The organism is Aquibacillus salsiterrae (assembly GCF_028416595.1).
GTDB lineage: Bacteria > Bacillota > Bacilli > Bacillales > Amphibacillaceae > Aquibacillus_A > Aquibacillus_A salsiterrae.
This window is the reverse complement of the sequence record NZ_JAMQKC010000001.1, coordinates 87,644-108,494: the sequence shown is the minus strand read 5'-3', so window position 1 is coordinate 108,494 and position 20,851 is coordinate 87,644. Positions and strand designations below refer to the sequence as shown.

Genomic DNA, 20,851 nt, shown 5'->3' with positions numbered 1-20,851 from the left:
CTTATCCCAATTGTAAGGAGAAAATCAAGTGTTTACACTCATTATACTAGATTGTATTAACAAATTAAGCTTAGATCGTAGTATTTCCGGAATATACCATATGCTAACAGGTAAAAAATCTGTTCAATCCATTCAGGATGCCCACATTTTTCAGTTAACTGCCTATTTTGGTATCTACAAACGATTGGATTTTGCTGAATTTGAACGGATAATAACGGTACTCGAACGAGAACAGTTTATTGCTGTTTCTGATAATTATTCTGCGGTACTCACGGACAAAGGAAAACAGTACGTAACGGACAAACAGGAAATTCTTAACCAAGTTGGATTGAAGGGCTTGAAATATCACCGAATGTCAGAACAGTTTCTGTTACGACTTCAATTGTTTTGCCAAACGGCAACTAACTTATTTGCAGGGAATAACTCTTTTTTGGCGATTACAGATAATCGTGAAGTGCAACTATGGGTTAAACATTTTTATCATGAGACAAAACCTGACTTACGAAAATGTTTAGATGAAATGTATAAAGAGCTGAAGATATTTTTGTCTCAAATAGATCAACGGAGTGCCGAACTCTTCGTTGACCGGTTAACAGGCTTCAAGCGAATCGCACTTAGCAAGGAGCAATTATCAAAAAAGTACAAAAAGTCAATCCATGAAATTGAAGTACAGTTAACCGATATTGTCCACCGCTTGATTGCGTTTATCTTGAATAATAAACAAGTAACACCATTTTTAGTTTCATTTGTTGATGACTTAAAAAGTCAGATGTTTCTGACTGATTCAGCAAGTCACACATACAGGTTGTATCAAAAAGGTTTATCTATTGCTGAGATTGCGAGTACCCGAGGTTTAAAACAAAATACTATTCAAGACCATATCATTGAGATAAGTTATATTTTTCCAGAACTCATTCTTCCATCATTTCTCAATAAAGAAGCAATTGAAACGATCAAATCAGCAATGAATCAAACGAACTCAAAGCGCTTGAAAGATATAAAGGCATTAGTAGGGGATAACTATTCCTATTTCGATATTAGGCTAGTAGTCGCCGTAAACCAAATGGATAAATAGGTGATTAAAATGTTGGAAAAATATTTAGAACAATACTTTGGTTATCCGGAATTTCGACCAGGCCAAAAAGAAATTATAAGCAATGTCCTAGACAACAAGGACGTACTTGGAGTGTTACCGACCGGGTCAGGCAAGTCAATTTGTTATCAACTTCCTGCCAAGTTACTAGATGGTACAGTAGTGGTCGTATCTCCCTTAATTGCCTTAATGGTTGATCAAGTAAAGCAATTAGTTGCGACAGGATTTAAAGAAGTTGTTGCAATTAACAGTTTTCTTGATTTTGAAGGTAGGAGTGATGTGTTATCCAACTTAAGTTCATACAAATTGATCTATATCTCTCCAGAAATGTTACAAAATAAAAATGTGTTCCAACATTTATTACGGATAAGCGTATCATTATTTGTCATTGATGAGGCTCATTGTATATCTCAGTGGGGGCATGAGTTTAGACCAGATTACTTAAAATTACATGAGGTCATTCCATTATTAGGTAATCCCACTGTTCTAGCATTAAGTGCAACGGCAACACCTGATGTGCAAAAAGATATTATTCATCAACTACAAGTTCCAAAGATGAAGAAATTAATTTTCTCCATGGACCGTGATAATATTGCCTTTAAAGTAGAGCACTGTGATGATGTTACCGAGAAATTAACCTATTTAGTGGATATCATTGGCAAATTTCCGGTTCCGACTTTAATTTATTTTACTAGCCGAAATTGGACCGAAAAAGTAGCTAATATTCTTTCAGAAAAGGTTCCCGAAGTTAGTAGTGCATTTTATCATGGTGGTATGGATCAATCGGAACGGCTTCTCATTCAACAGCAATTTATGAATGGGCAATTAGACGTGATTTGTTGTACAAGTGCTTTTGGTATGGGCATTAATAAAAATGACGTACGCTTAATTATTCATTTTCATCTGCCAACACAAATCGAGTCTTTTATTCAAGAAGTGGGAAGGGCTGGAAGGGATGGACAATCAAGTGTGAGTTTAGTTCTTACTGCACCTAATGATAATATGTTACCTAAAAATTTAATTGATGCAGAATTCCCTACCATAGGACAGATTGAGATGGTTTGTACCTACTTGTCAGAAAATGACGGTGTAATAATAAGTAACGATATGCTTCTTGAGCGATATCAGTTGTCCGAATCACAATGGAGGTTTCTGTATTACCAACTTGAGAAAAGCGGTGTGATTAAAGACAACCGAATTGTTTCAAACAACATCGATCTAAATAAGATAGCAAAGCAAATCCAATCCTTTGTTAATCAGCGAAAAATCCACAAATTGAACAAATTTAACGATTTGGAAAAATGGGTGCACCATAAGGAACAGTGTCGACGGGATGGGTTATTTTCTTCCTTTCAAGCTGAAGTTAGGAAGGCTAAATTTATGTGTTGTGACAAATGTGATTTCACCTTTGAACATTGGGAACCACGATATAAAAGTAAGCAAGTGAAGCAGGGGTCGTGGCAGGATGTGCTTGATGAATTATTTTTCAAAGGAGCATACGAATGAAAAATAAGCAAGCAGAAATAGCGCAAATGCTAACTAGTAGACAGTTACAGCAACAGTTATATCTGTCGCAGGCGATGATAGTACTTGTAACTCTTTTAATAAGTTTCTTTCTTTTTGATTCCTTTGGTGATTGGGTACCGCTCTTTAAATTTGCTCCGAAACAACTATTTTGGTATGGGGTATTACCCGGTTTGTCGGTAGTATTGATTGACTTATTGCTGATGAGGTATTTGCCAGAAAAGTACTATGATGATGGTGGAATTAACAAGAAAATTTTCCAGAATCAAACGATTTTTAGTATCTTTATGATTGCCTTCGTTGTCTCGGTAGTGGAAGAAATGCTATTTCGAGGTGTTATCCATACAGAATTTGGCTATGTCATTGCTAGTACACTTTTTGCCGTTGTTCACGTTAGATATTTGACTAAACCTGTACTATTGGTATCTGTTTTTCTGTTAAGCTTTTATTTAGGACTTATGTTTGAATGGACAAATAATCTTCTAGTTACGATAGTTGCCCATTTTATTATCGATTTCTGTTTGGGATTATCGATTCAGAGTCATGCCGAAAGGAGACGATCATAATGAAACATGAAAAAGGCTTAGAAGATGAAACCCTTAGAAATTTAATCGACGAAATAGACAATGATCGTGAAGGTGAACCGAAAGCGGACATAAAAAAGTCTGAGCAGGAGTTAAGTGTTCTTGACTTACCCCCGAGAAAAGAAGTTCACGTAAACAACAAGACGAGAATGAAATGGAAAATTAGTTTTTCATTAGTTCGATTATTGTTTGTGTTATTTTTGTTTATTGTCTTGGTTGTGTTAACCTATCAAATTTGGGGGAAACGGCTAATGGATAGCTCTGAGGGTGTTGAACAAGTAACTTTTGCGCCTAATCCTGCGTATGAACAGGTTCATATTAAAGCAAAAAATGAACAACCGTTTGATAAAAAAGAAGAACCACAATCAAAGCTTAGTAACACCGAAGAAACAAAAACGGAAACAGCAGACGTTGTCAACAAGCAGTCTGAACAAACAAGCCCTTCTAACGTTATAGCAACACCAACACAACAAGAGCGAACAAGCGAAACAAAGCAAGACGAGAAGACAGTTGAACAAGCATCAACTATTTATTATGAGGTGAAAAAAGGAGATACGCTTTTTTCCATAGGGATGAAATATTACGGTGGAAAAAAGGGAGAGCAAATCATTATGGATGCGAATAACCTTTCGGCCAAAACGGTAAAGGTTGGACAAACGTTGGCAATTCCAGTAAATTAAAGGAGGGAGCTGGTATGCTCCCTCTCGTTTGAATGTTTAAGGTATACACGAACTTCGGAAAAAGCAAATTAATGAAGTAATTCGTTGTGTGTCATTATACCTGGCTTTTTAACAACCTCTAAAAGATTATTTTTTTGTCTCTTTCTTCAATTAGTAATTGAGCTGCTTCTCTAAACCGTTGCGAGTGAACAATTTCTCTTTCTCTTAAAAATCTTAACGAGTCATTCAAATCAGGGTCATCCGACAGGTTTATAATCCACTGATAAGTTGCACGTGCTTTCTCCTCAGCTGCTATGTCTTCGTAAATATCTGCAATTGGGTCGCCTTTGGATTGGATGTACGCCGCGGTCCAAGGATTACCAGCCGAGTTATGATAAAACAAAGATTTTTCGTGGTTAACATAGTGTGGAGCAATACCGGCCTCTTCTAACTGTTCTGGTGTTGCATCTTTCGTAAGCTTATAGATCATAGTTGCAATCATCTCAAGATGTGCGAATTCCTCTGTGCCAATGTCATTTAGTAAACCAATAACTTTACCTGGGATGGTGTACCGTTGGTTAAGGTAGCGAAGTGCAGCGGATAATTCACCGTCTGCGCCACCATATTGTTCAATTAAATATTTGGCGAGTCTAGGGTTACATTGTCTTACTTTAACCGGATATTGAAGTTTTTTTTCGTAATACCACAAATGGAATTCTCCTTTCTAAACCTGCCAAGGCCATGGTTGGTCATCCCACTGCCATGGGTACTGGGAATAACTTCTCCCAAAATGCATAAGAGGACCAAATTGCTTTTCAAAGTTCTTTTTCAACTTTCTACTTTCATATGTCAGGCTATTAAATTGTTTGATGGCTTCATAGTCATCTGGATGAGTGTCTAAATATAGATTTAACTCAACAATTGCAAAATCGACCATTTGAATTTCTTCTAATTGCTGATAATATTCGGGCGGCATTTGCTTCGGACTACTCATCGTATTCACCTCGATAGTCTTTCTTATCATATTTACTGTACAATGCGGGCCACAGTGTTCCGCGGTATAGTGCTTCTTTTATTTCAAATTGGGGTAGGTTTGGTGGTTGAAAGCCTAAATACATTTGAGGGGGCGTTGGATAGCTTTTTCTTATGATTGGTTTGCATGGGTCAAACGGACTAATGTATGGGTAGTAATATTTGGTGTACGTATTGCTCATGATTATCCTCCTTTCAACAGAATACGTTCGTTTTCATCCTATGCAATATCTGACATGTCCCATGAATCAATTCACTTAATTCATGCAGGAAAGTTTTTGTTGATGTAGAATTAATAAGGTCAGGAGAGATAGCTAACAGGCTAATTCGTAACATGAAAACTTAAGGTGGAAGAACTTAGGAATTAGGCTTACTGAAGAAATTCGATGTGTCATTCTACCGGGAGCTATTTTTCTTTGTCTTACAAACAAGTTATGTTATTATCTGCTTTAGAAAGCAGTAAAGGAGAATTATGATAGTTACTATAATAGTCGTTTTATGTAGTTTAACTAGTTTGTTTTTCTATATGCTATATAAAGCACACCATGATGTACTTGATGATCGGCCCATATTTATTGAAGGGAAATCAAATCAAAAGTTAGTTAACTTATTTTTTATTTCTGATATTCATAGACGAGTGATTAACCAAAAGACATTAGACCTCGTTCCTCTTGATATCGATTTTGTCGTCATTGGTGGTGACTTGCTTGAAAGCGGAGTGCCATTAGCAAATGCTCGTGAAAACATTAAGCGGTTAAAACAATTACAAGCTCCAATTTATTTTATTTGGGGAAATAACGATTATGAAACAAATATCCAAGCCTTTAAACGAATGTTGTACAATGAAGGTGTATATATATTAAAGAATCAGGTGTTTTCCTTTCAAGTAAATAATAAACACTTTAATCTTATTGGCCTTGATTATTATAAAAAAGGCAAGCCCAAGTATGACTTTAGCTGGTTACAGGCAACAGAAGATGCATATAATATCTTATTAACTCATGACCCACGTGCATTTAATCGTTTCTCTGATAAGGAGATCGAACATATCCATTTGGTTTTAAGTGGACATACGCATGGTGGACAAATTAGGTTTTTTGGCTTCGGTCCATATGAGAAGGGCGGATTGAAATTTGTTCGAAAAACACCTATTTTCATCAGTGAGGGGTATGGATATACGAAATTGCCCTTGCGTCTTGGAACAAACGCCGAATGTCATATTTTGAGGTTAAAGTAATCATTCAACATAGGCTTTCGGACGATGATTTTTAGTTTATCATAAGCTAGTTATGATAAAGGGAATAGGGGGGAACTCATTTGAGATTAGAAAGGCTTTCTATTAATCAGTTTCGGATTTTTCTAACATTTGATGATTTAATTGAGAGGGGATTAACGAAGGAAGATTTATGGCATGATTTACCTAGGGTTCATCAACTATTTCATGACATGATGTATGAAGCAAGTGATGAATTAGGGTTTGAACTAGAGGGATCCCTACTAGTTCAAGTACAAATCATGCAAGCACAAGGTATGCTTATAATTGTTACGCAAAATAATTATACGGACGATGAAGATTATGATGACGAATACGTAGAAATGAAAGTGACACTAGATGAGAGTAGAGAACTAATCTTCGCTTTCGACAACTTTGAAAATATAATCCAAGTCTGTTCACACTTGCATGATATTGGTGTGAATGGGGGCGCAATATATCATATGGAAAACTGTTACTATATGCAATTGAATGACCAATTAGTTGAAGGAAGAAACCGTGAGCATATAATTGCTATTCTTTCCGAGTTTTCGTCTGCAAGTATAATTACTTCCTATAGACTAAAAGAGTATGGGAAACGTATTATGGAGAATAATGCAATTGAACAAGTTGTTAACTATTTTAAAGCATAATCTAATGGAGGTTGGTAAATAAAAACCAATCTCCTTATTTAAACAGATAAGAAAGTATAAAAAGATCAAAGAGCTGTCTAGCTCCGGCGCCTACGCTTTTCTAATGATTTTTATGGTAAATTATTGCATAATAGTATGTAACGTGTATACTATTGTTTGAAATAACCAAAGATAAAAGGTTTACATAAGGATATAGAAGGATATATGGTAAATAACATAAGTTTGTATGATTTGCGTGGGAGGTAAATGATTCATGGTAGCCGATAAACAGTCAGAAAATCCAAATGAACAAAACGATAATTTAGATGTATTAAAATCAACTCAGACCATAGTACAGTTGGCCTTGGAAAAACTGGGTTACCCTGAAGAGGTGTTTGAGCTCTTAAAAGAACCAATTCGAATGATGACTGTCCGAATTCCAGTTAGAATGGATGACGATTCCATTAAAATTTTTACTGGCTACCGTGCTCAACATAACGATGCAGTTGGACCAACGAAAGGTGGAGTCCGTTTTCATCCGGCGGTAACGGAAAAAGAAGTGAAAGCTCTATCGATTTGGATGAGTTTAAAAGCAGGGATAGTTGATCTTCCTTATGGGGGAGGAAAAGGTGGTATTGTTTGTGACCCAAGAGAAATGTCATTTAGAGAACTCGAGGGGTTGAGTCGAGGATATGTAAGGGCGATAAGTCAAATTGTAGGTCCAACAAAAGACATACCTGCACCAGATGTCTTTACTAATCCACAAATTATGGCATGGATGATGGATGAATATAGTCGAATTGATGAATTTAATAACCCAGGATTTATTACAGGTAAACCAATTGTCTTAGGTGGTTCGCACGGTCGAGAATCAGCAACAGCTAAAGGGGTAACGATCTGTATTAATGAAGCAATTAAGACAAAAAATTTAAAACTAGAGGATACGAAAGTCGTGATTCAAGGTTTTGGAAATGCGGGTAGCTTCTTAGCTAAATTTTTACATGATGCAGGGGCTAAAGTAATTGGTATTTCTGATGCTTATGGGGGATTACATGATCCAGACGGTCTTGATATTGATTATTTATTGGATCGTAGGGACAGCTTTGGGACTGTAACTAAGTTATTTGATCAAACGATTACAAATGAAGAGTTGTTGGAATTAGAGTGTGATATTCTTGTACCTGCTGCCGTTGAGAATCAAATTACAGAAAAAAATGCAAAAAACATACGTGCATCCATCATCGTAGAAGCTGCCAATGGCCCAACAACGCTAGAAGCAACGAAAATTTTATCTGATCGGGGTATTTTGTTAGTACCCGACGTACTTGCTTCCGCTGGTGGTGTAACCGTTTCTTACTTCGAATGGGTGCAAAATAATCAAGGGTATTATTGGTCTGAGGAAGAGATTGAAGAAAAATTATATAAAGTGATGACAAAGGGTTTTAATAACGTTTATCAAACAGCTGTGACTAGAAGGATAGATATGCGACTAGCGGCTTATATGGTTGGTGTCAGGAAAATGGCAGAAGCAGCTCGATTTAGAGGTTGGATTTAAATACAATTATATATTGTCTTAAAAAGTACTTGTTAATGTTATTAATGAGTACTTTTTTTGTGTCAAAAATGGATACCACACAAACGAAATGAAAAATTTGGGAGTATTTGATTGGAATAACAAAGTCCTTTAACTTATAGTTAATATGTTAGGTCAAAAGTTATCCAAACAAATAAGGGGTGTAAGACATGCAGAAGGAACATACTATCATTATTGGTGCAGGCCCTTGTGGTATGTCAGTGGCCATTGAATTACAAAAACTAGGAATCAAGCCATTGCTTATAGAAAAAGGGAATGTGGTTAACTCCATCTATCATTACCCAACTCACCAAACTTTTTTTAGTTCTAGTGACAAGCTAGAAATCGGTGAGGTGGCATTTATTACCGAAAAGAAAAAGCCTGTTAGAAATCAAGCACTAGCATACTATCGAACGGTTGCCGAACGGTTGGACTTAAGAATAAATAGTTATGAAAAAGTTGATAAGGTAGAGAAATATGGCGACGATTTTTTGGTTGTGACTCATAAAAGAAATAATCGAAAAGAATATGTTGCGGGTAACGTGGTCGTAGCAACTGGTTACTATGACCAACCAAATATGATGGGTGTTAAGGGTGAGCAACTGGATAAGGTGATGCATTATTTTAAAGAGGCACACCCTTATTACGATAAAGATGTTGTCGTTATTGGTGGTAAGAATTCTTCTGTGGATGCAGCATTAGAGTTACATAAGGCTGGGGCTAGAATTACTGTTCTCTATCGAGGTTCTGAATATTCCGGTAGCATAAAACCATGGATATTACCTGAATTTGAGTCATTGGTGCGAAAAGAAATCGTTAAGATGGAATTCAATGCAACAGTCCAAGAAATCACTGAAACTGAGGTGATCTACCAAGTAGGTGGTCAATCAATGAGGATTAAAAATGATTTTGTGTTTGCGATGACAGGGTACCAACCTGATCAGAAATTCCTAGTTAACATGGGCATAACAATTGAAAATGGATCAGGACGGCCATCCTTTAGCGAAGAAACAATGGAATCAAATGTGCCAGGTATTTATATCGCTGGTGTTGTGGCTGCGGGTTATGATAACAATGAGATTTTCATCGAAAACGGTCGCTTTCATGGTGGGAAAATCGCTCAAGATATTAAGAGAAAAGAAAAACAAATCTGAATACTCATGAATAGGTGTTATTCTGCAACAAAAATGCAAATTACAGAATTTGTTATTTTCATCACTAATGCTTCATGGTACGATGGAGTTATTAGAGTAATGAAAGAAGGTGTCGACATTGTTGACGCTATTATCTGCAGCTATAGCACCGACACTGGCATTAATGACTTTTTTTTATTTAAAAGATGAGTTTAATGAAGAACCAATATCATCAGTCGTTAGAACATTTCTTTATGGAGCAATTCTCGTATTTCCAATTATGTTTATTCAATATGCCTTTGAAGAAGAAGGAATTGGGCAAATGCCATTTATTAGGTCGTTTGTTTTGATTGGTTTACTAGAAGAATTTTTTAAGTGGTTTGTCTTTTTATATACAGTTTATAAATATACAAAGTTTCATTCGGTCTATGATGGAATCATTTATGGCGTGTCGGTAAGCTTAGGGTTTGCAACAGTCGAAAATCTTCTTTATTTAATTGCCAATGGAATTGAATTTGCATTTGCAAGAGCGCTTTTTCCGGTATCTTCTCACGCACTTTTTGGCGTTATAATGGGGTATTATATGGGGAAAGCAAAATTTGAGCGTCGCACGAAAAAGATGATGATTACTATTTTTATAGCCTTAATAATTCCTGCTATACTACATGGTGCTTATGATTTTATTTTAGCAACAATAACAAGTAATTGGTTATATATTTTAATTCCTTTTATGATAGGGCTTTGGATCAATGGATTAAGAAAAGTAAAATTAGCCAATCAATTGAAACATGACCAGCTTGTCTATTTCCCGGAAAAAAGTTTTCAAAAAATGGAGTAAATGAATCAGCTGCCTACAAAGAACATGCTGCACACCTAATTAGGACTAATAGCAAAAAGACACTTGGATTTATAATGCCAAGTGTCTTTTTTTAGAGCTGTCTAGCTCCGGGCGCTTTTCTTACGTTTCAAGCAAAGCTCCTTACCTCACAAATAAAACCCATTAAATGGCAAGTTTCAGATTTTCTGCCATGATGAATAAAAATTAGATTAAATAGAAAAATAACTACAAATAAAATGGAACTTTTGCTCATAGGAGGATTACTTATGAACATAAAAAAAATGTTGCTATTATTTGTGGTAGCAATTATGACAGTAGGTGGTGTAACAGCTACCAACTCTACAACACCAGTTAAGGCTTTTAGTCAACAGGTGATTCAACAAGGTGCAACTGGACAGGATGTAATTGAGTTGCAAGCAAGATTACAGTACTTAGGGTTTTATAATGGAAAGATTGACGGTGTCTTCGGATGGGGTACTTATTGGGCGCTTAGAAATTTCCAATATGAATTTGGTATGGAAGTAGATGGCTTAGCAGGACCAACCACAAAACAAAAATTGGTGAAAGCTAGTAAGTACGATAAACAATACGTTCAAAATCAGTTAAATGCTGGAAACAAATTTACTTACTACGGGGGTACGCCGACTGAAAACCAGACAGAGCAAACAGGAAATTCCGAAACAAATAACCGACAAGGCGACAATCAAACAACTACCCCACCACAACCGACAGCGGTAAATGTGCCTGCTGGTTTTTCTCAAAATGACATAAAACTTATGTCTAACGCAGTTTATGGTGAAGCCAGAGGAGAACCATATGAAGGCAAAGTGGCAGTTGCTGCTGTTATCCTAAATCGAGTGGAAAGCCCGACTTTCCCAAATACGGTTTCCGGAGTCATTTTTGAACCAAGGGCATTTACAGCTGTTGCCGATGGACAAATATGGCTAACACCAGATGATTCTGCAAGAAGAGCTGTGTTAGATGCTCTTAATGGCTGGGACCCTACCGGTGGTGCCATTTACTATTTTAATCCAGATACAGCAACTTCTAAGTGGATTTGGAGTAGGCCGCAAATTAAACGGATTGGTAAACACATATTCTCTATGTAGAAAGGTGGACTAGCGATGATAAGATGGATTGCGATTGTAGTACTTTCGATAGGATTAATCGGAGTAGGGATATGGGGATACCAAGAAAATCAAGAAAAAAATGCTGTTTTAATTCAAGCAGAGAATAACTATCAGCGCTCCTTTCATGATTTATCCTATTATATGGACTTGTTGCACGATAAGATAGGGACAACGTTAGCAATGAACACAAAAGAACAACTATCTCCACAACTAATTGAAATATGGAGGTTAACTTCTCAAGCGCAAGGTGATGTAGGTCAATTACCGTTAACACTATTGCCGTTCAATAAAACAGAAGAATTTTTATCAAACATTGGAAAGTTCAGTTATCGAACAGCAGTTAGAGACTTAGAAAATGAACCATTGTCAGACGAGGAAGTCAATACGCTTAAAGAGCTGTACAAGAAGTCTGGAGAGATTGAAAAAGAGTTGAGAAATGTACAAAACATGGTTTTAAAGAATAACCTTCGTTGGATGGATGTCCAACTTGCGCTAGCTAGCGATGATGAGCCAGCAGATAATACGATTATTGATGGGTTTAAAACAGTAGAAAAAACAGTTGGTGGCTACGAAGAGGGGGATTTTGGTCCTACGTTTACAGGAATGTCAAAGGAGAATCACGATTATCGGAATTTGCAAGGGGATGAGATTTCTGAAGATAAAGCACGAAAACAAGCGCGGAAATTTTTTGAATTAGATGACCAAACAGAAATTTCGTTGACAAAGTCTGGGGATGGTGCAACTGTTCCATTCTATAGTGGCTCTTACCAAACCAATGAGAAATCAGGGTATGTCGATATTTCTGTTAAGGGAGGATATCCATTATCTTTAATGGTCAACCGAGAAGTAAAAGAGCCAACGATTAGTTTGTATGAGGGTATGGAAAAGGCAACGAAATACTTAAAGGGTCTTGATATAAACAATATGGTCCTGTTTCAAAGTAGCCAGTATGATAATGTTGGAGTTTATAGCTTCTTATACAAACAAGACGATATTCGGGTATATCCAGATTCCATTCAGATAAAAGTGGCTTTAGATAACGGGGAGATTCTCGGCTTATCAACAAGAGAATATTTAAAAAATCATCAAGAAAGAAATTTCGAAAAGCCGGCATTGACTAAAGAAGAAGCAAGAGACAAGGTAAATCCAAACGTTAAGATTCAAGAAGAGTCCATAGCAGTTATTGAAGACAAACTTGGGGAAGAAGTATTAGCCTATGAGTTTCTCGGTACACTAGGAGACGATACGTACCGCATATTCATTAATGCCAATACTGGCGTAGAAGTCCAAGTAGAAAAGCTTAAAATAGGCGAAGATAGATTTAATAATGAAATGTAGGGAAAGGGTTTAACCTTTCCCTTTTTTTTATAAGACAAAAAAATACAGCAATTTCAACAGCGTGGGTTACACCCTAGAATCTGCCACTACAAGGCGCTTGCACTTTTTCCATTATTTGCGATAAAATCATTATAAAAGCCGACTAAATGGGGGAAAAGAGGCAACGGTATTGATTAAAATAGGTACACAGTTGATGTTAGAATTGAAAAAGGAAAATGGCTTGGAACGATTCCGCTGTAAAGTCGTGGAACAAGAAGATAATCTAATTTATGTAGATTATCCGATTAATGAGAATTCAGGAAGAACGGGTATCTTCACTACGGATACTGAATTTCATGCCCGATTTGTTGGACAGGATCATTCTATCTATCTCTTCGCTACTAGAATACTGGATAAAAAAGTTATCACGATCCCAACATTAGTTTTAGAATATCCAGCAAACGAATTAGTTAGAATCCAACGAAGGGAATACGTACGAATCACCACGTCAATTGACGTTGCGATTGATGACCCTGACCAAAGCATAGAGCCGTTTACCACTATTTCTCAAGATATAAGTGGCGGAGGTGTATCCATCTTTGTTCAAGACAAAGGTCAGTTTATTCCTAGAAAGCTGATTGATGTTTGGATGGTCTTGCCTTTAGAATCGGGTTCAAATGAGTATGTTTATGCAACAGCTGAAATTATACGTGTGCGTAGTCGTAAAGACAAATTAAATGACATTCTTACACTGAAATTTGTCGAAATAAATGATAAGGATCGCCAAATGATCATTAAGTATTGTTTTGAAAGGCAATTAAAAGGAAGAAGACGACTTATTTAGGTTTAATGACGATATAAGGTGAATAGATAGTGCCTCCATAAGGGAAGATAAGGAAAAAAAGGTAGATGGACATGAAAAGAGTAGAACGGATAATTATTGCTGCCCTATGTTCACATTTATTATTACTAATTATTTTTCAAGTACTTATCAATCAAACGGATATCAAGCTATATGTAGAACCAGTTTATCAATATCTCGGGGTGTTTAAGGATTATGACTCAAATCATATAAAAACCTTAGACTACCTCTTTAACAATGTGTTATCCTTTTAACAGAGAAAGAATGAGAGGAATTGTTTTATAATGTCTGACAAAAAAATTGCAATAGCGATAGATGGACCAGCCGCAGCAGGAAAGAGTACAGTAGCGAAAAAAACAGCAAGTGCATTATCCTATTTATACATAGATACAGGAGCTATGTACCGGTCGTTAACGTACATGGCATTGAATAACCAGATTGATCTAGATAATGAAGATGAACTATGCAATCTTTTAAACCAATCGACAATCGAATTGCAGCAAGGGGAAGACGGTCAAAAAGTTTTTTGGAACAATCAAGAAATTACTGCAGCAATCAGAACAAAACGTGTTACAAATTCAGTCTCTTACGTTGCTAAGCATCCTAACGTTCGTAAACAGATGGTAAAAAGACAAAAAGATCTGGCAGCGAAACGTGGTGTCGTTATGGATGGAAGGGATATTGGTACACATGTGATTCCGGATGCGGAAGTGAAAATATTTCTCATCGCGTCTGTTGAGGAAAGAGCATTACGGAGACAGAAGGAAAATCTTGAATACGGGATTCGTTCTAATCTAGAACAATTAAAACAAGAAATTGAACAGAGAGATAAACTAGATTCAGAACGAGAAGCTGCACCACTAGTAAAAGCAGATGATGCTATCGAACTTGATACTACCTCACTATCAATTAATGAAGTAGTAACCATTATCTTAAATATTGTAGAGCAGGCAAAAGGAGAATGAAAAATGAGTCTTTACAAAATTGGTAAGGCACTCTGTACGATTTTACTGTCACCAATTTATCGTGTGAAGGTAATCGGGGAAAATAATGTACCTAAATCAGGACCAGTAATTATTTGTTCTAATCATATATCCAATTTAGATCCCCCAATTGTCGGGATTACTTGTCCAAGAGATATTTATTTTATGGCCAAAGAGGAATTATTTTCCAATAAATTGGTAGGTGGGATTTTGCGGGGGGTTCATGCATTTCCAATAAAACGAGGGATGAAAGACAGGAATGCACTAAGACAAGCGTTAGCAATCCTAAAGGATGGGAATACGTTAGGGCTTTTTCCGGAAGGTACCCGAAGTAAAACGGGTGAAATTGGTGAAGGTTTATCTGGAGCAGGTTTTTTTGCTCTTCGATCTGAAGCGGTGATTATCCCATGTGCTATTGTTGGCCCCTACCGGAAGTTTGGCCAACTCAAAGTTGTTTACGGAAAACCAATAGAAATGGATGAGTTAAGAGAAAGAAAAGCGTCAGCACAAGAAGTAACTGACATAATCATGCATGAAATAAAAAAATTGCTCGAAAATCATAAATAATTACGTGTTAGCTTGACAAAAAACAATAAATGTTAGAAGTTAGACTTAGACAAAAGGACAAATATCATTAGCTAACTGTGTTGGAATTTAAGGAGGTCTATGTGATGGAAGAAATGAACAAGGAAATTTCAGAATTTAAGGAACTATCTGTTGGTGATCAAGTAACAGGGAAAGTGGTTAAGGTCGAGGACAAACAAGTACTCGTTGATATTGGGTATAAAGTAGATGCGATTGTTCCGATTAGTGAGTTATCTAGTCTTCGTATTGAGAAAGCAAGTGATGTTGTTTCAGAAGGAGATGAACTAACCCTTCAAGTCAAGAAAGTAGAAGATGAAGAGGTTATTTTATCTAAACGATTAGTTGATGCTGAACAAGCTTGGCAGAATTTGCAACAAAAATATGAAAATGGCGAAGTGTTTGAAGCAGAAGTTCAAGATGTAGTAAAGGGCGGACTTGTAGTTGATGTTGGCCTTAGAGGTTTTATTCCTGCATCTCTCGTTGAAAGCCATTATGTAGAAGATTTTGCAGATTATAAGAATAAAACGTTAACATTAAAGGTAGTCGAATTAGACCGTGAACAAAATCGTGTAATTTTATCACACCGAGCAGTATTAGAAGCAAATGAAGCAGTTAAAAAACAAGAGATTATTCAATCAATCGAAGAAGGACAAACGATCGAGGGTAAAGTCCAACGAATTACAAACTTTGGTGTGTTTGTCGACCTTGGTGGAATTGATGGCCTTGTTCACATTTCACAATTATCACACCAACATGTCGAAAAGGCTTCAGATGTTGTCGAGGAAGGACAAGTAATTAAAGTAAAAGTATTAGCAGTTGACCGGGACAATGAGCGAATTTCACTCTCTTTAAAAGCTACGCAAAAGGGACCATGGGAAAAGATAGGCGAAAATGTCCAAGTGGGTTCCATTGTTGAAGGAACAGTGAAACGATTAGTGAATTTCGGTGCATTTGTTGAGATATTACCTGGCGTGGAAGGTCTCGTACACATCTCACAAATTTCGACGGAGCATATTGGAACTCCACAGGAAGTTTTACAAGTTGGCCAAACAGTTACCGTTAAGGTGTTAGACATTAATGAAAAAGATAAAAGGGTTTCGTTAAGTATAAAAGAAATCGAGATGGACCAAAATCAAGAAGAAATAAAACAATATGAAAAAGAAGAAGACCACTCCGGTTTCCAATTAGGTGATATGATTGGAAACAAGCTAGACAAATATAAATAATTGGAATCTTTTTAGTACCTTTATTCAAAGGCTTGGGTAGAAATGATATTCTATCCAAGCCTTTTTTTACAAGATAAGAAAGTATAAAAAGACCCAAGAGCTGTCTACTCTGCTCCCTAGCCCCGCGGGTCAATCATCACCTGCTATTTGTAATGAGAGGATAGGAAACATTAGAAAAGGGGTTTAGACACAATAAAAGAATGCCATAATAGTTTACAGGTAGGTGTTAGCTATGAGTGGTTTATTGTTTTATTGGACAGGTTGGATGTTTTGGGTTATTGCTACATTTTTAATGGATAAAAGTGTGCTTCGAACTTTTTTGGGTTGTTCCGTTTTAATTACTATTATTTCAAGCAACCAGTGGCTTGTTTATAGCGATGATTTAAAAATTAATCTATCGATCATTAGCTTAACTTTTTGTTCCTTATTATTTTTAGCAAAAGAAAAAGGTTGGTTGCTTAGTACTATTCGTGCGTTGTGCGTATTGTTTGGCTATGTGGGCATCCTTTTTTGGGAACAGGTAAGCCCTGTGTGGATGTTTTTACCTCGAGAGATTATCATACCAGTTATTGGTATCCTTGTTGTCATGATTTTAACGAAAAACTATATTGAGCGTGGAATTATTTGGTGTATGGGTATATCGACAGGTGAAATTCTTCACGGTTTAATCTTAAGGAGCTACGGATTTTCCCCTGAAATTGGCGAATTAGCCTTTCTTGATTTGGTTTTCATAGGGTTCGGATTATTGGTAGTGATCCGAGGAATTGTCGAATTAAGATTACGTATGGACATGTTTTTACAACTAGTGGAAAAACAAAAGAAGAGGTGGACCCATGAATGAATATACATACCCTATCTTATTCGGTGTAATTGTTGGAACTATAGCAAGGTTTGTCATGCTTAAAACAGATTACCGACAGTATCCAACCTATTTGCATGGAAAGGTCATACACATAGCGTTAGGTTTTATTGCTGCAGGACTTGGTTCGGTAGCAGTACCAGCTATTATGGAAAAAGAATTTACAGCGGTGACTTTCCTAACAATAGCTGCCTCACAGTTTAGAGAGGTTAGAAATATGGAAAGAAACACGTTATCTGAGCTTGATAGTTTTGAGCTTGTACCACGTGGGAAAACGTACATAGAAGGAATTGCTGTCGCATTTGAAGGAAGGAACTACTTAGTTATTTTCACTTCATTAATTAGTACTCTTTGTTACCTTGTATGGAATGTTTGGGTTGCTATCATAGCTACTATCATTTGTTATCTAATCATACGGAAATTCATGAGTGGTTCAACATTAAAAGATATTGTTGATATTGAACAAAGTGACATTCATTTTGATGGTGCAGGACTGTATGTTGACACGATTTATATAATGAATATTGGTTTACCTGCTAGACAGAAAGAAATTTTAAAATATGGTATGGGGTTTATCATAACACCCAAGAATGCTGATGTAAGGACAACGATAGCAAACTTAGGACAAAGGCAGGCTATATTACACGATGTATCGGTTTCAATGGGTGTGTTCCGTGACTCAGGAACGCCCGCATTAGTTCCGTTGATTAAGCGTGATTTAGATGATGGAAGAATTGGTGTCTTTATCCTTCCGCAAGACCCAGACGTTGAACGAGCAAAGCGTGTGATTGGTGCTGTACCGGTATTAGAAAATGCTATTCGGATGCCATCAGAGTCAAAAGCAAGGAAAAAGGAGAGTCCAAGTAAATGAATATAGAAAAAGCTGTCCTTTCTGTCATAACAACAAATAAGAGCAAAATTGATGGCGGTGCGCCAATCTTTTTGTGTGAGACAAAAGAGGAAATGGACAATGTCGCGGCAAATTTAGAAGCAATATTGGATGGAATCAGTCACGCATTAAGTGATGAGCTATATATTATTGTCAAACATTAAGTGAGAGAAATTACTCTGTATTGTTTAAAATTAACGTATTTGCTAAAATATACAAGTTAAGAAGCAATGAAATTTGTAAAATGGAAAGGATGTACCTTTCGTGAGAAAATCAGTAGTAGCAATCGTTGGCAGACCGAATGTAGGGAAATCAACGATCTTTAACCGGTTAGCAGGAGAGCGAATATCAATTGTCGAGGATGTGCCCGGAGTCACCCGTGATCGAATTTATTCGCAAGCAGAATGGTTAACAAACACATTCAATGTTATTGACACAGGTGGAATTGAACTCGGGGACGAACCTTTACTTGTGCAGATGCGAGAACAAGCGGCCGTCGCAATTGATGAAGCCGATGTAATCATATTTATGGTAAATGGTAGGGAAGGAATTACAGCAGCAGACGAAGAAGTAGCTAAAATTCTTTATAAATCAAATAAACCTGTCGTTCTTGCTGTCAATAAAGTGGACAATCCTGAAATGCGAGAAGATGTTTATGAATTTTATTCCTTAGGCTTTGGTGAACCTTATCCGATTTCTGGGACACATGGCTTGGGGTTAGGGGATTTGTTAGATGCAGTAGTTAGTTATTTTCCGGAAGTTGTTCAAGAAGAACCCGAAGACGATACGATTTATTTTAGCTTAATTGGTAGACCTAACGTTGGAAAATCCTCTTTAGTCAATGCACTTTTGAATCAAGAGCGAGTCATTGTGAGTGATATTGCAGGTACGACAAGAGATGCCATTGACACCCCTTTTACGAAAGACGATCAGGATTTTGTTATTATTGATACGGCAGGGATGAGAAAACGCGGTAAAATCTATGAATCAACTGAGAAATATAGCATCTTACGTGCACTCCGGGCAATTGAGCGATCTGATGTTGTTTTGACTTTGATTGATGCAGATACCGGAATAATCGAACAGGATAAGAAGATTGCTGGGTATGCGCATGAAGCTGGAAAAGCTGTTGTTATCGTCGTAAATAAATGGGATACCATTGAATCACATGAGAAGGCAATAAAAGAATTTGAAGACAAGATCAGAGCCCATTTTCAGTTTTTAGATTATGCGCCGATTGTATTTTTATCAGCAAAAACAAAAAAACGAATTCATACACTGATACCAAAAGTGATGGAAGCAAGTGAAAACCATTCAAAACGTGTAGAAACAAACGTATTAAACGACGTTATTATGGATGCTCTTGCGATGAACCCGACACCAACGGTAAAAGGCCAACGCTTAAAGATACTTTATGCGACTCAAGTAGCAATTAAACCTCCAACCTTCGTTGTGTTTGTTAATGACCCAGAGTTAATGCATTTCACTTACGAAAGGTTTTTAGAAAACCGAATTCGTGATGCATTTGGCTTTGAAGGAACACCAATCAAGATATATGCAAGACAGAGGAGCTAAAGGAGGGGAAGTAGTGGAGAAAGTGGCTGTATTGGGAGCAGGAAGTTGGGGAACTGCTTTAGCGATGGTGCTAGCAGATAATGACCATGATGTTCGCCTATGGACCCACAAACAAGATCATGCAAATGAAATGAATCAACGCCGTCAAAACGAAAAATATTTACCAGGTGTACACCTGCCTGAAAAAATCGTTGCTTATTATCAGTTGGATGAAGCGGTTAAAGATGTTTCGACAGTCCTCGTTGTCGTACCAACTAAAGCAATACGAGAAGTATGTTCTTCTTTAAATAAAGTGCTAGACCATAAAGTAACGATGATACATGGAACAAAGGGTATTGAACCAGGTACATTGAAGCGTGTATCAGAAATGATGGCTGAAGAGCTATCAAACGATTTATACAATAAGATTGTTGTTTTATCGGGTCCAAGTCACGCAGAAGAGGTGAGTCAACGCCATCCGACGACCGTAACCGCCTCTTCGACAAATTTGAAAGAAGCTGAAAAAGTTCAAGATTTGTTTATCAATGAGAACTTTCGCGTTTATACAAGTCCAGACATGATAGGTGTCGAACTTGGCGGTGCACTAAAAAATATTATTGCCCTAGGCGCTGGTATTTCTGACGGACTAGGCTATGGGGACAATGCGAAGGCTGCTCTAATGACGCGAGGCCTAGCTGAAATTGCAAGGTTAGGTTCATCAATGGGAGCAAATCCCCTGACCTTTATCGGATTATCAGGGGTAGGGGACTTGATTGTTACTTGTACAAGTATCCATAGTAGAAATTGGAAGGCTGGTAATTTGTTAGGTAAGGGACATGACTTAGCGGAAGTATTAGATAAAATGGGAATGGTTGTTGAAGGGGTAAGGACTACAAGAGCAGCTTATGAGTTATCAAGGAAACAAAACATTGAAATGCCAATCACCCAAGGGTTATATCAGATTCTTTTTGAAGATGAAAAGCCAAAAGCTGTCGTCGACCAACTGATGACTAGATTGCGCAGACATGAGATGGAGGACCTTTCCTCTATCCTAAGTAATCGATATTCTACTCAATCAGAATGAACGGACAGATGCCCTCCTGCATATACTGCTTGTGAATGAATA

The 20,851-nt window shown here is 37.0% G+C and carries 24 protein-coding genes; 21 read left to right on the top strand and 3 right to left on the bottom strand.

Going from position 1 to position 20,851, the window contains the following annotated elements; all coding sequences use genetic code 11:
* The first annotated feature begins 28 nt into the window (after positions 1–28).
* The 4 genes from NC799_RS00580 to NC799_RS00565 are packed head-to-tail and all read left to right on the top strand — an operon-like array spanning position 29 to position 3,881.
* Positions 29–1,075 carry a YpbB family protein gene (locus NC799_RS00580; protein ID WP_272444377.1) on the top strand — a complete coding sequence of 349 codons (1,047 nt, stop codon included), beginning with the start codon at positions 29–31 and terminating at the stop codon, positions 1,073–1,075.
* 9 nt (positions 1,076–1,084) lie between these two features.
* Positions 1,085–2,599: a RecQ family ATP-dependent DNA helicase gene (locus tag NC799_RS00575; protein WP_272444376.1), complete on the top strand. Its 1,515-nt coding sequence runs from the start codon at positions 1,085–1,087 to the stop codon at positions 2,597–2,599.
* Positions 2,596–3,183: a CPBP family intramembrane glutamic endopeptidase gene (locus tag NC799_RS00570; protein ID WP_272444375.1), complete on the top strand. Its 588-nt coding sequence runs from the start codon at positions 2,596–2,598 to the stop codon at positions 3,181–3,183. The genes NC799_RS00575 and NC799_RS00570 overlap by 4 nt, the downstream gene beginning before the upstream one ends.
* Positions 3,183–3,881: a LysM peptidoglycan-binding domain-containing protein gene (locus NC799_RS00565; RefSeq protein WP_272444374.1), complete on the top strand. Its 699-nt coding sequence runs from the start codon at positions 3,183–3,185 to the stop codon at positions 3,879–3,881. Before NC799_RS00570 ends, NC799_RS00565 begins: the two co-directional genes overlap by 1 nt.
* Before the next feature lie 118 nt (positions 3,882–3,999).
* Here NC799_RS00565 and NC799_RS00560 read toward each other — a convergent pair whose 3' ends face one another.
* From NC799_RS00560 to NC799_RS00550, 3 genes are read right to left on the bottom strand one after another with little or no spacing between them, the layout of a single operon-like run.
* Positions 4,000–4,569 carry a manganese catalase family protein gene (locus NC799_RS00560; protein ID WP_272444373.1) on the bottom strand — a complete coding sequence of 190 codons (570 nt, stop codon included), beginning with the start codon at positions 4,567–4,569 and terminating at the stop codon, positions 4,000–4,002.
* Between the two features lie 15 nt (positions 4,570–4,584).
* Positions 4,585–4,854, bottom strand: a complete 270-nt coding sequence (locus tag NC799_RS00555) for a spore coat protein CotJB (protein WP_272444372.1) — start codon at positions 4,852–4,854, stop codon at positions 4,585–4,587.
* On the bottom strand, positions 4,847–5,074 hold the full coding sequence (locus tag NC799_RS00550; RefSeq protein ID WP_272444371.1) for a spore coat associated protein CotJA: 228 nt from the start codon (positions 5,072–5,074) through the stop codon (positions 4,847–4,849). The genes NC799_RS00555 and NC799_RS00550 overlap by 8 nt, the downstream gene beginning before the upstream one ends.
* 290 nt (positions 5,075–5,364) lie before the next feature.
* Between NC799_RS00550 and NC799_RS00545 the strand changes: the two genes are divergently transcribed.
* The 17 genes from NC799_RS00545 to NC799_RS00465 all read left to right on the top strand — a co-directional run bounded on the left by NC799_RS00545 (position 5,365) and on the right by NC799_RS00465 (position 20,809).
* Positions 5,365–6,129, top strand: a complete 765-nt coding sequence (locus tag NC799_RS00545; RefSeq protein WP_272444370.1) for a metallophosphoesterase — start codon at positions 5,365–5,367, stop codon at positions 6,127–6,129.
* Between the two features lie 80 nt (positions 6,130–6,209).
* Positions 6,210–6,797 carry a genetic competence negative regulator gene (locus NC799_RS00540; protein WP_272444369.1) on the top strand — a complete coding sequence of 196 codons (588 nt, stop codon included), beginning with the start codon at positions 6,210–6,212 and terminating at the stop codon, positions 6,795–6,797.
* Positions 6,798–7,050: 253 nt separating this feature from the next.
* Positions 7,051–8,331, top strand: coding sequence for a Glu/Leu/Phe/Val family dehydrogenase (locus NC799_RS00535; RefSeq protein ID WP_272444368.1), 1,281 nt, complete (start codon positions 7,051–7,053; stop codon positions 8,329–8,331).
* Positions 8,332–8,519: 188 nt separating this feature from the next.
* Positions 8,520–9,503: a YpdA family putative bacillithiol disulfide reductase gene (locus NC799_RS00530; RefSeq protein ID WP_272444367.1), complete on the top strand. Its 984-nt coding sequence runs from the start codon at positions 8,520–8,522 to the stop codon at positions 9,501–9,503.
* A 118-nt stretch (positions 9,504–9,621) separates the two neighbouring features.
* Positions 9,622–10,320, top strand: a complete 699-nt coding sequence (gene prsW, locus NC799_RS00525; RefSeq protein WP_272444366.1) for a glutamic-type intramembrane protease PrsW — start codon at positions 9,622–9,624, stop codon at positions 10,318–10,320.
* Positions 10,321–10,628: 308 nt separating this feature from the next.
* On the top strand, positions 10,629–11,429 hold the full coding sequence (gene sleB, locus NC799_RS00520; RefSeq protein WP_417006658.1) for a spore cortex-lytic enzyme: 801 nt from the start codon (positions 10,629–10,631) through the stop codon (positions 11,427–11,429).
* A 15-nt stretch (positions 11,430–11,444) separates the two neighbouring features.
* Positions 11,445–12,788, top strand: a complete 1,344-nt coding sequence (ypeB, locus tag NC799_RS00515) for a germination protein YpeB (protein ID WP_272444364.1) — start codon at positions 11,445–11,447, stop codon at positions 12,786–12,788.
* 169 nt (positions 12,789–12,957) lie between these two features.
* Positions 12,958–13,611, top strand: a complete 654-nt coding sequence (locus tag NC799_RS00510) for a flagellar brake protein (RefSeq protein ID WP_272444363.1) — start codon at positions 12,958–12,960, stop codon at positions 13,609–13,611.
* Between the two features lie 65 nt (positions 13,612–13,676).
* Positions 13,677–13,883: a DUF5359 family protein gene (locus NC799_RS00505; protein ID WP_272444362.1), complete on the top strand. Its 207-nt coding sequence runs from the start codon at positions 13,677–13,679 to the stop codon at positions 13,881–13,883.
* Between the two features lie 30 nt (positions 13,884–13,913).
* Positions 13,914–14,594 carry a (d)CMP kinase gene (cmk, locus tag NC799_RS00500; protein ID WP_272444361.1) on the top strand — a complete coding sequence of 227 codons (681 nt, stop codon included), beginning with the start codon at positions 13,914–13,916 and terminating at the stop codon, positions 14,592–14,594.
* Positions 14,595–14,597: 3 nt separating this feature from the next.
* Complete coding sequence (locus NC799_RS00495; protein WP_272444360.1) at positions 14,598–15,179, top strand: lysophospholipid acyltransferase family protein; 582 nt, start codon at positions 14,598–14,600, stop codon at positions 15,177–15,179.
* Positions 15,180–15,283: 104 nt separating this feature from the next.
* Positions 15,284–16,423 (top strand): 30S ribosomal protein S1, encoded by a 1,140-nt coding sequence (gene rpsA, locus NC799_RS00490; protein ID WP_272444359.1) that lies wholly within the window; start codon positions 15,284–15,286, stop codon positions 16,421–16,423.
* Positions 16,424–16,655: 232 nt separating this feature from the next.
* Entirely contained in the window at positions 16,656–17,264 is a 609-nt protein-coding gene (locus tag NC799_RS00485) for a YphA family membrane protein (RefSeq protein WP_272444358.1), read from the top strand.
* Positions 17,257–18,153, top strand: a complete 897-nt coding sequence (locus NC799_RS00480; RefSeq protein WP_272444357.1) for a YIEGIA family protein — start codon at positions 17,257–17,259, stop codon at positions 18,151–18,153. Before NC799_RS00485 ends, NC799_RS00480 begins: the two co-directional genes overlap by 8 nt.
* Positions 18,150–18,335 (top strand): capping complex subunit for YIEGIA, encoded by a 186-nt coding sequence (locus tag NC799_RS00475; protein WP_272444356.1) that lies wholly within the window; start codon positions 18,150–18,152, stop codon positions 18,333–18,335. Before NC799_RS00480 ends, NC799_RS00475 begins: the two co-directional genes overlap by 4 nt.
* A gap of 100 nt (positions 18,336–18,435) precedes the next feature.
* The gene (gene der, locus NC799_RS00470; RefSeq protein WP_272444355.1) at positions 18,436–19,746 is read left to right on the top strand and encodes a ribosome biogenesis GTPase Der; all 1,311 of its coding nucleotides are present in this window, start codon (positions 18,436–18,438) and stop codon (positions 19,744–19,746) included.
* A gap of 13 nt (positions 19,747–19,759) precedes the next feature.
* Positions 19,760–20,809 (top strand): NAD(P)H-dependent glycerol-3-phosphate dehydrogenase, encoded by a 1,050-nt coding sequence (locus tag NC799_RS00465; protein WP_272444354.1) that lies wholly within the window; start codon positions 19,760–19,762, stop codon positions 20,807–20,809.
* Positions 20,810–20,851 lie beyond the last annotated feature (42 nt).

Coding starts and splice junctions, on each gene's coding strand:
- NC799_RS00475 (WP_272444356.1), top strand. CDS start 18,150: ATGAATATAGAAAAAGCTGTCCTTTCTGTCATAACAACAAATAAGAGC.
- NC799_RS00485 (WP_272444358.1), top strand. CDS start 16,656: ATGAGTGGTTTATTGTTTTATTGGACAGGTTGGATGTTTTGGGTTATT.
- NC799_RS00565 (WP_272444374.1), top strand. CDS start 3,183: ATGAAACATGAAAAAGGCTTAGAAGATGAAACCCTTAGAAATTTAATC.
- NC799_RS00535 (WP_272444368.1), top strand. CDS start 7,051: ATGGTAGCCGATAAACAGTCAGAAAATCCAAATGAACAAAACGATAAT.
- sleB (WP_417006658.1), top strand. CDS start 10,629: ATGACAGTAGGTGGTGTAACAGCTACCAACTCTACAACACCAGTTAAG.
- NC799_RS00545 (WP_272444370.1), top strand. CDS start 5,365: ATGATAGTTACTATAATAGTCGTTTTATGTAGTTTAACTAGTTTGTTT.
- NC799_RS00480 (WP_272444357.1), top strand. CDS start 17,257: ATGAATGAATATACATACCCTATCTTATTCGGTGTAATTGTTGGAACT.
- NC799_RS00495 (WP_272444360.1), top strand. CDS start 14,598: ATGAGTCTTTACAAAATTGGTAAGGCACTCTGTACGATTTTACTGTCA.
- cmk (WP_272444361.1), top strand. CDS start 13,914: ATGTCTGACAAAAAAATTGCAATAGCGATAGATGGACCAGCCGCAGCA.
- NC799_RS00550 (WP_272444371.1), bottom strand. CDS start 5,074: ATGAGCAATACGTACACCAAATATTACTACCCATACATTAGTCCGTTT.
- NC799_RS00555 (WP_272444372.1), bottom strand. CDS start 4,854: ATGAGTAGTCCGAAGCAAATGCCGCCCGAATATTATCAGCAATTAGAA.
- NC799_RS00530 (WP_272444367.1), top strand. CDS start 8,520: ATGCAGAAGGAACATACTATCATTATTGGTGCAGGCCCTTGTGGTATG.
- NC799_RS00575 (WP_272444376.1), top strand. CDS start 1,085: ATGTTGGAAAAATATTTAGAACAATACTTTGGTTATCCGGAATTTCGA.
- NC799_RS00505 (WP_272444362.1), top strand. CDS start 13,677: ATGGACATGAAAAGAGTAGAACGGATAATTATTGCTGCCCTATGTTCA.
- NC799_RS00570 (WP_272444375.1), top strand. CDS start 2,596: ATGAAAAATAAGCAAGCAGAAATAGCGCAAATGCTAACTAGTAGACAG.
- ypeB (WP_272444364.1), top strand. CDS start 11,445: ATGATAAGATGGATTGCGATTGTAGTACTTTCGATAGGATTAATCGGA.
- rpsA (WP_272444359.1), top strand. CDS start 15,284: ATGGAAGAAATGAACAAGGAAATTTCAGAATTTAAGGAACTATCTGTT.